Annotated in this window: 8 protein-coding genes and 1 pseudogene; 3 read left to right on the top strand and 6 right to left on the bottom strand. The window is 38.8% G+C overall.

All coding sequences use genetic code 11. The features are described from left to right. The first annotated feature begins 79 nt into the window (after positions 1–79). On the top strand, positions 80–1342 hold the full coding sequence (locus ESZ36_RS05055) for an alpha/beta hydrolase (RefSeq protein ID WP_146784388.1): 1263 nt from the start codon (positions 80–82) through the stop codon (positions 1340–1342). A gap of 133 nt (positions 1343–1475) precedes the next feature. Here the strand turns inward: ESZ36_RS05055 and ESZ36_RS05050 are convergent, their stop codons facing one another. The 6 genes and pseudogenes from ESZ36_RS05050 to ESZ36_RS05025 all read right to left on the bottom strand — a co-directional run bounded on the left by ESZ36_RS05050 (position 1476) and on the right by ESZ36_RS05025 (position 10547). Then, positions 1476–3596 carry a TonB-dependent receptor gene (locus ESZ36_RS05050; protein ID WP_146784385.1) on the bottom strand — a complete coding sequence of 707 codons (2121 nt, stop codon included), beginning with the start codon at positions 3594–3596 and terminating at the stop codon, positions 1476–1478. A gap of 235 nt (positions 3597–3831) precedes the next feature. After that, complete coding sequence (locus tag ESZ36_RS05045) at positions 3832–5913, bottom strand: S9 family peptidase (protein ID WP_146784382.1); 2082 nt, start codon at positions 5911–5913, stop codon at positions 3832–3834. A gap of 288 nt (positions 5914–6201) precedes the next feature. Further along, entirely contained in the window at positions 6202–7563 is a 1362-nt protein-coding gene (locus ESZ36_RS05040) for a leucyl aminopeptidase family protein (RefSeq protein ID WP_146784379.1), read from the bottom strand. A gap of 76 nt (positions 7564–7639) precedes the next feature. Next, positions 7640–7893: pseudogene (locus tag ESZ36_RS22810) on the bottom strand (hypothetical protein). 63 nt (positions 7894–7956) lie between these two features. Next, positions 7957–8673, bottom strand: coding sequence for an exonuclease domain-containing protein (locus ESZ36_RS05030; RefSeq protein ID WP_146784375.1), 717 nt, complete (start codon positions 8671–8673; stop codon positions 7957–7959). After that, on the bottom strand, positions 8673–10547 hold the full coding sequence (locus ESZ36_RS05025; RefSeq protein WP_146784373.1) for a putative nucleotidyltransferase substrate binding domain-containing protein: 1875 nt from the start codon (positions 10545–10547) through the stop codon (positions 8673–8675). Before ESZ36_RS05025 ends, ESZ36_RS05030 begins: the two co-directional genes overlap by 1 nt. A gap of 480 nt (positions 10548–11027) precedes the next feature. Here ESZ36_RS05025 and ESZ36_RS05020 point away from each other — a divergent pair, with 480 nt between their 5' ends. Both ESZ36_RS05020 and ESZ36_RS05015 read left to right on the top strand, forming a co-directional pair. After that, positions 11028–11279 (top strand): DUF4212 domain-containing protein, encoded by a 252-nt coding sequence (locus ESZ36_RS05020; protein WP_146784370.1) that lies wholly within the window; start codon positions 11028–11030, stop codon positions 11277–11279. Next, on the top strand, positions 11279–13069 hold the full coding sequence (locus tag ESZ36_RS05015) for a sodium:solute symporter family protein (protein ID WP_146784367.1): 1791 nt from the start codon (positions 11279–11281) through the stop codon (positions 13067–13069). Before ESZ36_RS05020 ends, ESZ36_RS05015 begins: the two co-directional genes overlap by 1 nt. Positions 13070–13139 lie beyond the last annotated feature (70 nt).

Raw genomic sequence — 13139 nt, 5'->3', positions numbered from 1 at the left:
TGCGTGTTAATCTAGGTGAGAAGTCAACTTAATTAAAGTATTTATTAAGGTAAATATTAAGGTATTCAAAGGACGTGTTATGAAAAAAAACATTATAGTATTTATGTTGTGTTTATTCGCTTACTCCGCTGTAGGGAAAGCGGCATCATTTGGTTTGGGTGATCGGGTTTCTATTGACTCGAAAGTACTATCAACCGATCGAGAGCTGCAAGTCCTACTGCCTGAAAATTATTACGCGAATACACAAGCCACTTACCCAGTTATCTATTTGATTGATGGAGATTATAACTTCCACGGCGTTTCAGGCATGTTGGATTTATTGGCTAATAAAGGACAATTAATTCCTGATGTTATTTTAGTTGGCATTGCCGATAAAGGTACAAGTCAATACCATGAATATATGACACCTAGTGCCTTTGATTCAAAAGCGAAACCAAGTAAGGGGAAGGCTGCCGAATTTATTGGTTTTATTACTGAAGAAGTAAAACCATATATTGATAATAATTACCGTAGTGCAGACAGCTCGACGTTGGTTGGACATTCAATGGGGGGCTTATTTGTGTTAAATATGTTGCTCGAAAAGCCGTCTGCTTTTAATAACTACGTGGCAATTAGCCCTTCAGTATGGGTGGCTGATCAAGGCATAATTGCTAAAGCAAAAGAAAAACTAACAAAAGAGCAACACCAACCAGTATCATTATTTTTGTCACTCGCGGATGAAACACGGATGGGGCAATATGATTTTATTAATACCTTAGATCTAACTCAACCCAATAATATCGATTGGCAATTTAAACATTATCCTGATGAAAATCATAATTCTGTAGGTATTATTGCTTTACGAGATAGCTTAAAAGCCATCTATAAGCCTTGGTATATTGTTGAAAATAAACTCTCTACATTTAAAACATCAGAGTCGATAGTAGAACATTATCAAACAATAATGACAGAATTTGGTTTTAGTCAGTCGATGCCATCAACGAGCGTTCAAGAAATATTTAGGCGCCATTATCGTAATAAAAAAATAGCGTTATTACCTCAATTTATTGAAGAGACAATCAAAAAACTACCCGCATCTAAACAAACTTTTATCGCTATGCAAGCGAAGTATATCGCTCACTTCGATTCACCCAAGGCGTCATTGCCGATTTTAACCGATGTAGAAAAAGAGTTTTCACAATCTATTGACCACTTAAAAGCGATAGCGAGTACTTATGAGCAATTAGGGGATAAGGATATGGCGCACAAATATTATCAAAAGGCGCTAGTGGTGGCAGAAAACCAAAAAGCCAATCAGTGGCAGTTTAATATTATTAACGCTAAATTAGTGGCAACCAAGTAGGCACAGATAGTGTTAAATCTGTGTTGCGTTAATAAAAAAAGCAAAAAAAACCTAGGTATAAGCTGTTTATACTTACTTAAATCCTAGGATTTTTTGTTGTCACTTTTGTGCTACTACTACTACTTTTTATCTCTTAAAAAGCAACCTGCATAGCAAGACGGAAGCTTCTACCATCGCCAACGGTCACGTTAGATGTACCACCACCAGCAAGGTAGTCGGTATCAAATAAATTTTGCACGTTAAAACGTAAGTTAATATCAGTATTTTGTAAGGCTATTTTATAAGTAGCACCCACATCAACACGAGTATAAGCATCTTTTACTATTGTATTATCGGTATTAGCAAAACGTTCGCCTTCATAAAAAGCACCGGCATTAATAGCAAAATTTTCAGTCAATTCATAACGTGACCAAACTGAGGCTGACCACTCTGGCGCATCTACAGGCGTTGCCCCATTAAACTGACCATCTGCACCATAGGCAGCATCCAAGTTCATCATAGATGCCATGACAAATAGTTTATCGGTTACTGCGCCTTGTGCCGCTACTTCAAAACCTTTGTGGCGCTGTTCACCTGCTTGCGTAGTAATTTTAGTTATACTCTCATCTACACCTTGATAGTCTTCAGTTACCAATACACCAGATTTAGTGATGTCGAATAGTGCTGAAGTTAACAGTAAGCGATCATCGAATAACTGCCATTTTACACCAACTTCGTATTGCTTCGAAGTCTCGGCATCTATCTCCATACCGTGGTTGAAATCATCTTTATCATTGATGGTTTCACTACTTTGCGGCTCAAAACCTTCACTATAACTTCCATAGAAGGTGGCACTATCATTCGGGTGATATAGTAGACCCGCTTTAGGTAATACCGACTCATTATCAGCACCCGTTTTACTCTGTTTATCGTAACGACCACCAATCATAACTTGCCACTCTTGATTAATAGTGATCAAATCTTGGATGTAAATACCATAATAATCATATTCGCTGGTATATAGGCTGTCATCTGTTGCATAACTGATATCAGGGCGCGATGGTTCAACTTGCCCAGCAGAGTATTCAAACGAATCTGATTTATTCTTTGTTCTTAGTTGGCCATAATAATAGTCAAGGTAGTTAGCACCAATAAGTAAACTATGCTCTACACCTGCCAGTTCAAATTCACCGGTAAAATCTATAAACGTAGTAGTAAATTGCCAATCATCATAACGGTCATATGGGTTTGAGGTATAGCTATCGCCCTCTACGAAGTCGCTCGGTTTCTTTGGAGCAGATTCAAAACGCTGACGTTCAAAAGATTGCTCGTTATACCCCACTTTTACTTGCCATGCATCACTTAAAATATAACTAACATCAACACCGTAATTTTCTACTGTGATGTCGGTAAAAGCCCATGACATATCACGAATAGTTTTATCATCACCAATAACATCGCCGTTATCATCAAGCCAAGCACCGGTATCTAAACCCGCTTTGTCATTGGTTCTATCGTAATGAAAGCTAATGAGTAAATCTTCATTCACATCATAATCAACCACAAGTGCGCCAAGGAAACGTTCACGTTCTCTTTGTTCGCCGTTTTGATATTCACGTTGGTAAGTCACATCTTGTTTAACTAAATTAGCGCGATAACGCAGCGATTCATCTTCTGTTATGGCTCCACCGGCATCTACCGTTATGCGAGATGAACCTTCTTGATCAAAATCGACACCTAGGTTAAAAATACTGTTAGCGGTAGGTTTTTTTGTCACCATGTTAACTAAGCCACCAGGGCCTGATTGACCGTATAATATGCTTGAAGGACCTTTGATTACTTCAATACTTTCCAGTGTTTCAATTGGTTGTTGATAATGAGACCAATGCTGGTGGCCATCACGTAAGTAGCCATTTGATGAGCTTAATTCAAAGCCACGTAGATTAAATACTTCACGGTTACGTTGTTTTGAACCAGCGGTTAAACTAGCGTCATTAACAAGTACTTCGCCTAACGTAGTGGCTAGTTGCTCATTTATTACGGTATCAGGAATAACGGTGACCGATTGTGCTGTTTCTAATAAGGAAAAATTACCGCGCATAGCGCCATTAGCCTCATCAACTTTATAACCATGAAAATAACTACCTTTTACTTCAATGACTTCCATCGCCTGTTTATTTGATGAGCTGTCAGTTGCGCTGTCGGCTGTGTCGGCAAGAACTGCTGTTGAAGAAAGAACCGCACTTACGGCTAAAAAGAGTGGAGAAAACTTCATAAATAACTCAAACCTTAATTAATAGAAGAGTAAACAAGTGTGCAATAAAATAATTTGTGCGAATTCTAATGATAACTATTATCATTTGCAATCTTTGTTTTGTTTTTATTTGAGTTATTTTTAAAATGTTTGATTTAGCGCATATTTATCGACTTGTTTTTGTTTTGTAGGGTAATAAAAAAGGCCAGCTAAGCTGACCTTTTTATTATGATTTTGTAACTAAAGCGACGGTTGATTATTTCTTATCAGCTTCTTTTTGTGCTGTTAAGTTAACTGCATGAGGTAAGTCATGAGCTGGCATCGGTTTGTTATCATGTTTTAAATAGTTATCCATCCAACGCATTAAACGCAAGCTGTAATCGTACTTGGCTGCAGCACGTTTATTACCGTGCCCTTCGCCTGGATAATAAACTAAACGTACTGTTTTGCCATGGACCTTCATATAACGGTACATCTCCATAGATTGTGCAGGATGTACGCGAGGATCGGCTTTACCGTGCATAATTAGTAATGGCGTTTCAGATTGCTCTACCCAATAAATAGGACTGCGCTCCAGGTACCATTGCCATTTATCCCACGGATATGAACGAGCATGAACTAAATGCATTTCGTTAGAAATATCGGTAGTACCAAACTTTGATAACTGATTAGAAATACCAACAAACATAACACTGGCGGCAAAATGCTTAGTTAACTTAGTTGCGCCCCAAGCTGAAGCATAACCACCATATGAACCACCGGTAATACCCACTTTTTTCTCGTTGACTAAACCAATGTTAACTAAATGATTTTTAAGGTCTACTAAATCATCGAATTCCTTACCAGCGTAATCGTTCTGACCCAATTTAGAATAATCAACGCCTTTACCTGTGCTACCACGGTAGTTTGGATAAAACACAGCGTAACCTTGTGCTGCCGCCAATTGACCAGGACGAGAATATGCTGTCATCCAACCATCTTTATCATGGCTTTCAGGGCCACCATGTACTGACATGATTAATGGGTAACGTTGACCTTTTTTGTAATCTAGTGGGTAAACTAAAACACCTCCAATCTCAACACCATCACGGGCTTTAATGGTAAGACTTTCTTGTTTAGCTAAAGCAATATCATTTAACCAAACATTTGAGTCAGTTAAACGTGTTTGTTTTTTACCGCGTAACATAAACACTTCGTTAGGATGTTGGGCAGTGTGGCCTTTTACCACAACAGTTTTGTCTGAGTTGGAGATACTTAAATTACCGGCAATAAATTTACCCGCATCGACAACTGTTTTGTATTTGTTAGAACCAGGTTTAATTTTGGCAACAACTGATTGCGTACCAATATTAGCGATAAAGAATAATTCATTACGCTTATTTGACCATTCAAAGTCACTGACGTGACCTTTAAAGTTTGGGAGCCAGTTACTTATTTTTCCAGAAGCCACATTGGCAATAAATAAACGACCATTTGCTGGATCATGTTTATCTTGTGCGCCGTGCAGGGCAACATATTTACCATCGTATGAAAATTCTGCAGCGCCTAATTTTCCTTCAGTAGCAAAAGACGTTTTAACTGCTTTTTTAGCGATATCAACAATGTGCCATTGTGACTTCATGTATTTGTCATCAATTAACGCTGTTGGTTGAGTTTTAATTAATAAGCCTTTACCGGTTGGTGAAAAATGTACATCAGAAACATAACCTTTGATGTCCCATGCTTCAGGCGTGATCGCTTGATCAGACTGTGTAAGGTCAGTTACGTATAAAAGTTGATTGGTTAGTTCTTCTTCGAAAACTTCTGCTTTAAAGCCTAAGTCTTTTAGTTTTTTAATAGATTCGTCTTTTGCTTTTTTAGCTAAAATGGCGATTTTTTTATTATCACTGCTAAGTGCGTAGCTACTAATATTAGTATCTTTTAACACTACAGTTTTTTGAGCTTGGCCACCGTTTGCTGGTATTTGATAAAGTGTGGTGAATTCATCATGGTTCATTTTTGCTAAGAAATATATCAATGAGCCGTCAGTAGACCACTGAATGTTTTTAACATTTACTTCACCAGTAATATAAGGGCGCTCTACGCCTTTATCGTCTACTAGGTAAAGTTCACCCCAGTTTTTGCCATCTTTTTCAACATAGATTTCACGAGGAACTGAGCGAGTATAAGCAACGTATTCACCACTCGGGCTTACTTGTGCTTGACTGACTGATTGCAGAGTAGCAAGGTTTTCAGCAGTGATAACTTTGCTTGCATGCTCAGCCATTGCGACAGAACAAGTAAGCAAACCTAAGCTGATCGCTAAGGCCCGCTTTAATGAGTTTATTTTTAGTGTCATTTCTAGTCCTAAAGGTCTATTCGAAAAAATTTCACTCACGAGTTTATGTTTTTTTGCAGGGTAAACCAATGAAAAGTGTCTTAAATTCGATGAGAGGTGTGAAAACTGGGATTAAATAATTGAGTGAGTAAACACTCAATAGAAAAAGCCTGCGTATTATCTAGAAGATATATACCCGTTCCACTTGAAGATGCATGATTCAGCTGAAACTGACCTCTTCAAGTGGAGCGGGTATTAAGTGCAGGCTTTTTATTTGTTTAACGCAGAATGTTACTTAGTTAAGTAGTCTTAGTTAAATCTAGCTTCTAAGTAATCAAACACGGCACGAATACCAAAGGCTTCACCACCTAATGGACGCCCTGACAAATGGCGAATGTTAAACGCCATTACATCAAAATGTACCCAATCTGTTTTTTCGACAAAACGTTGTAAATATAACGCTGCAGTAATAGCACCGCCAAAAGGCTGTGTAGGACAGTTAGTCATATCAGCAATGGTGCTGTCGAACATATTATCGTATGGGCTATAAAGTGGCATACGCCAAACTGGATCGTTAATTTTGCTACCCGCTAAGGTAATACCTGCGGCAACTTCATCATTGGTAGAGAAAAAACCAGGTAATTCAGTACCTAAAGCAACACGCATTGCACCCGTTAGCGTGGCAAAATCTATAATTAATTCAGGTTCATCATTTTCTGCCTCGGCTAGCGCATCACATAAAACTAAACGACCTTCAGCATCGGTATTGTGAATTTCAACAGTAAGACCTTTGCGTGTAGTAACCACATCTCCTGGGCGAAGTGCGTTGCTTGATACCGCATTTTCTACCGCTGGAATTAACACACGCAAATTAATTGGTAAGTTATGCGCCATGATTAATTGTGCTAGACCTAACACATGTGCAGCGCCGCCCATGTCCTTTTTCATGTTTCGCATGCCAGCAGCTGGTTTCATATCTAAACCACCACTATCAAAACAAACACCTTTACCGACTAAAGTAACTTGTGGATTTTTACTATCGCCCCACGTTAAATCGACTAAGCGGGGTGTATGAATGCTGGCACGGCCGACAGCATGAATGGTCGGGTAATTCTGTACTAAAAGTTCATCACCAATTATTTGCTTAACATTACCGTTAAATTGCTCTGCGAGTTCTAATGCCGCTTGAGCAATGTCTACTGGCATCATATCGGCAGCAGGCGTATTTACTAAATCACGAGTCAATGCGGTCGCTTGAGCAAACTTTATTGCGCTTTCTACAATATCAACATTGTTAATTGCTAAACTCGCTAATTGTTTAGTTGATTTATGACTGATGTATCTATCATATTGGTAAGCACCCACTAACCAACCAAAGCTAATAGGTTCAACATGCTCCGGCTCTGTTTGTAATAAATACTGACCTTGTGGTAACTGCTTAATTAAGTCGCCACAAGCAAAAAAGTCACTCGCATCAGTAACTACAAATAACACCTGGCTGAGTTCGCCTTGATTATTAGGGATAAGGGCTAAGCCGTTACCGCTAAACTGCGTGTTTAACAACCAAGTTTGGCTTTGTTGAGTTTGGCTTTCAAGCCAAGCTTGATAGGCTGATTTTTCAATGATAATTAATGGTGTGCCGTTGTTTTGTGCGTTCAATAAGTTATTCATGAGCATCCTTTTTGTAGAGGTTCTACTAACATTTTATGATTGTAACCTAAGCACGGTAAAGCGGAAGAGCTACAGCTCAAAAGCACATATTATTTAACAAAAGAAATGAAGAAGTTGTATTGTTGTTATTAGGGACTGTTGAACTTTCGGATTGTTTTTGTAGCCTTTTGCTGGGTATTTATACAAGACAGAGCCTTTGCCATGTGGTTTTTCCACATAAAAAGGCGATAACGCCGTAAAAATGACCAACAAACGCTATCCGGAGGATTCGGCTAAAAGCGCTTTACTCTTTGTTGAGTAATATTTGCTTAGAATGACTAGGCTACACACTACTCGCCGCGATTAAATCGCTTTTAACTCGAACAAAATTTAACCACGAAAGGCCAACTGACCCTACAATAAAACATCTTTAAGTGGTGTTTTACCATCTTTATTGGCTTTACTCATTTGTGCCATAAATAATTCAGCGGTGGCAATCGCGTCGTATAGTGCATTATGGGCATGGTGTTCTGGGAGCTGAAACTTACGTCGTAAGTTAGTCAAGCGTAACTCTGAGGGGTCATAGGAAACATCACGTTTATCTAAACGGCGCTTAGCAAGTACAAGTGTATCTATCATGGGAAAAGAGGGTGCCATACCATATAACTCATAACACGCTTCAGTCAAAAATTGCTTTTCAATACGGGCAAAATGTACCAGCATTACTTTACCCGCTAAGGCTTTTAATAACTCTTCAACCACTATCGCTAATGCTTGTCCCTGTTCTTTTTGGCTGTCGGTAATGTGATGAATAATGACATTACTTTCTTCAAGTTGTGCTTTAGTTTTGATAATTTGGTGATAGCTTGTTTTGAGTGATATTTGCTGCTTTTTCAGTGTAACAAAGCCAACACTGAGTAGTTTATCTTGTTTGGCGTTAAGACCGGTTGTTTCAAAATCGACCGCTAAAATTTCTACCTTATCAATGAGAGTATTTATATCAGGTAAGGGTACCGATAAATAATCTCGTAATGCGCCTTCAGGTGCTTTTTTTAACAACTGTTTACGCTTGGCTTCATAACCAAGTAACCAACCAAAAATATTTGAATTTGCTAAGGTTGTACTGGTCATTAGTAACTCGATTGTCTAGCGTCTTGTAGACTTTTGATCACCTTGAATGCATCTTTAAGGTGTTCACGTTCTAGCTTAGAAATTTCTTTTGGTGATAAGTAGTTGTCAGGGCTTTCGCCTCGCGCTAACTCTTTCGCTTGGTGTTCAACTCTGAGCATACCTAAAAACTCGTAGGCATCAATTAAGTTTTCTGCGGAGGCTTTTGTTAATGAAGGTGTGCCAGCCGCTTGTTGAATTCGCTCTATGGTATTCACCGAGCTGATGCCTTCTGCAAGTGCATAAATTCGAGCTAAATCGACCACAGGCGCGATACCATTATGTTTTAAATCTAATGTGGCTTTATGCTTACCATTTTGTTTTAGAACAAAATCACGGAAAAAGCCAAGAGGTGGACGTAAATTTAAAGCGTTTTTAGATAAATGTGCGATAAATAACGTACTTTTTTGAGTTTTTATCAGTAGTTGTTTTCTAACTTTGTTCAGTAGGGAGACGTCACCATATATGGTTTCTAAATCAAAGAATACACTACTATTTAACAAAGCCTTCGGACTAGGAGTTTCCACCCAACCAGTAAAGTAGTTATGCCAGATTTTTTGGGGCTGTCGCCATTTTGGATTGGTTGCCATAATATCGCCGGGACAGTATATAAAACCACACTCGGCTAAACCATCACAGACGAAAGTAGCAAGACTTTCAAACCAAGCATCATCATAAGGTTTCATTGAATCGCAGATAATAATGGCATTATCTTGATCTGAATGAGCCAGTTGCTCTTGCCGTGCTTGTGAGCCCGCAGCAAGCCATGCATATGGCACTGGAGCTTGGCCAAACTTGTATTCAGCCATCTCAATCAAACGTTTGGTGAAAGCCATGGTAATTGCGCTAACACTTTTACCAACATGGTCGGCACTGCTACCTAATTTTGCTAATCTAATTTGTAGTTTAGGTAACAAGTGGCTGATTTCTTTTAATTCAGATAGTGTATTAGCTTTGTTAATAATGCCGGATAAGTTTATGGCATTATGGCCTTCATTATTAATCAAGTCTGTGACGGTAACCATACCGACAAGGTTGTCATGTTTGGTGACCGGTAGGTGGTGGATATGCTTAGCTGTCATCATCATTAAGGCATCATAAGCGTTGCTTTTTGCATCAATAGTACACATGTCGCGTGTCATAATTTCGCTAATGACTTCACTGGTTGCTAACCCCTCGGCTACGCAGCGTCGGCGGATATCTTTATCCGTAACAATACCAACAGGATTCTCATGCTCAAGTACAACTAGGCAAGAATAGCCTTGTTCAGTCATTTGCACCGCGGCTTGCTGAATCGTTTGTTCAGCATCAATAGAGGCGACAGGACTCTGATAGAAGTTACTGACCGAAGTATTCATCAAGGTAGAAGATAAAATAGCTTCTTCATTAACTTGACTCATTTTAGTTTTTAAACGTTGTGCTGAATTTTGGCTAAAATAGTCACTAATACTAGGAAAACGCTTACCTATCTCATGTAATACGCTTGCTTCGACACTGTAGATTAAGCAGTCTTCATCAGTATGAACGTTGAGCTGGCTTGTTACAGTGGATTGGCTATTACTGAGCGCACTGGCATCGCTATGATAAAAGGCGTCACACAAGTCTCCTTCACCGAGTCGACTGACTAATTCACCATCTGGTGAGAGGCAGCTGATAGCCCCTTTTCGTAATATGTATAACCTGGGTTCATTAATGCCTTTTGGCGGTAAATCATCACCTTTTCTAACATAATTGATATTTAATTCACGAACAAGCTGAGCAAGCACTTGTTTGGGTAAGCTATCAAAAGGCGGGATGCTGTGAATAAAAGTGCTAATTTCTGAAAGTTCAGTATCCATGCTATTGCCTCTTCCTTTAGGAATTTATGACCAAATATCGAGTGATATCGTTAATTTAGAACCTTGTGAGCTAAGAGACAAGTGTTATTGCTTAAACCTAGACTAAAGTTCGAGACGTAATTGCTATAAAGGGTGTATAACTTTGGTTTTTTAGTGAAACCTAACTAAATCATGATTAAATAGAGGGAAATTTAAAAATAGACTATTTACTCAGTTAAGCTACTGTTTTTAGGATTTTTTTGTGATCTAGACTAAAGGCTAATACCCCGTTAAAACAAAGCTTGGTAGTGTATTTAACAGTTAAAAGTTGAATATGGATTTTTGCCACTGTTAGCTCCTAGGAGATATTTTGACAGAAATCTATATCCACACTTTTACTACAATGTTCATAAATTATTACTAATTCTTTTTTAAGAAAGGCGTAATGAAGCGAAATAAAAAAATAAATCGCTAAATACGCTATGTCGCTAGGAGACTATTGTGGAAAATAAAGAAACATATTGGTCGGAGAATATTCGAATTATCTTGATCTGCCTTGCAATCTGGTTTGTTGTTTCATTTGGTTTTGGTTTACTTCTGGTAGAGCCGCTAAATGCAATTAGTATAGGTGGGTACAAACTTGGTTTTTGGTTTGCACAGCAAGGTGCTATCTATGCATTTCTTGGCTTAATTTTTTGGTATGGCCACAAAATGAATAAGCTTGATATTAAATATGCAGAGGGGAGCAAATAATGGATGAGTTAAAACTCTATACTTACATCGCAGTATTTAGCACGTTCGCTTTATACTTCGCTATTGCTTGGTGGGCTCGTGCGGGTTCAACCAGTGATTTTTACGTAGCGGGCGGTGGTATTACCCCAATGCAAAATGGTATGGCAATTGGTGCCGATTGGATGAGTGCAGCGTCATTCATTTCAATGGCAGGCTTAATTGCTTTCTTAGGTTACGGTGGCTCAGTTTTCTTAATGGGTTGGACAGGTGGTTATGTATTATTGGCAATGCTTTTAGCGCCATACATGCGTAAACACGGTAAGTTCACAGTACCTGAATTCATTTTTGATAGATATTACTCAAAAACTGCACGTATTGTTGCGGTTGCTTGTTTAATCATCGCTTCATTAACTTACATCATCGGTCAAATGAAAGGTGTGGGTGTTGCTTTCTCTCGTTTCCTAGAAGTTGATTACGGTTTAGGCTTAGGCATCGGCATGTTCGTTGTTTGGGTATACGCTGTACTAGGTGGTATGAAAGGTATTACTTATACGCAAATCGCTCAGTATGTAGTAATGATTTTTGCTTATACAATTCCAGCAATCTTTATTTCATTACAACTTACCGGTAACCCAATTCCACAACTAGGCTTAGGTAGTACTTTAGCTGATGGTAGTGGTGTTTACTTACTTGATAAGTTAGATATGGTTGTTACTGATTTAGGCTTTAAAGAGTACACAACGAGTAACTTAGGCGGAACATTGAATATGTTCGCTTACACTATCTCTCTTATGATTGGTACTGCGGGTCTTCCTCATGTAATTATGCGCTTCTTCACTGTTCCTTCAGTACAAGCAGCACGTCAATCTGCAGGTTATGCACTTGTTTTCATCGGTTTACTTTACACAGTTGCTCCAGCAGTTGGTGCTATGGCTCGTCTTAACTTGATGAATACCATTGAACCTACAGCAGGTCAGAACCTTGTTTATGATGAACGTCCACAATGGTTCAAAGACTGGGAAAAAACTGGTTTATTGAAGTTTGAAGATAAAAATGGCGATGGTAAAATTCAGTATACATCTAATGCAACAGATCAAACTGTCACCAAAATAAATACAATGACTGGGAAAGAAATAGTAGTGGTTCCAAATGAAATGGTTAAAGTTGACCGTGACATTATGGTACTCGCTAACCCTGCAATTGCGAATTTACCAAACTGGGTAATTGCTTTAGTTGCTGCTGGTGGTCTAGCGGCTGCGTTATCTACTGCGGCGGGCTTATTGTTAGCAATATCCTCATCTATCTCACATGATTTAATGAAAGGGGTATTAACACCTGACTTGTCAGAGAAAAATGAGTTACTTGCCGGTCGAGTTGTGATGACTATAGCGATATTAGTCTCTGGTTATCTTGGATTACATCCTCCAGGGTTTGCTGCAGGTACGGTTGCACTAGCCTTTGGTTTAGCAGCATCAAGTATCTTCCCAGCATTAATGATGGGTATATTCTCTAAGAAAATGAGTGGTACAGCAGCAATTTCAGGTATGGTTGCAGGTATCGGTGTAACAATGATGTATGTGTTCCAACACAAAGGCATTATGTTTATTCCAGGTACTTCATTCCTAGGTGACATGGGTAAAGATTGGTTCTTTGGAATCTCTCCTAACGCTTTTGGTGCAGTTGGTGCAATAGTTAACTTTGGTGTCGCTTTCATCGTTCTTCAGTTTACTGGACCATGTCCAGCTAATATTGTAGCTATGGTAGAAAACATGCGTTCTCCAGGTGACTGTGCTGCAGCACACGATCACTAGAAAAATGATGAAGTGTTAATGGTTTTATCCAATAACACTTAACGTAAAAATCGTAAAACTAAAAGGCTAG

It is taken from the genome of Colwellia demingiae (assembly GCF_007954275.1).
Lineage (GTDB): Bacteria > Pseudomonadota > Gammaproteobacteria > Enterobacterales > Alteromonadaceae > Colwellia > Colwellia demingiae.
This window is presented reverse-complemented; position numbering and strand designations above follow the sequence as displayed.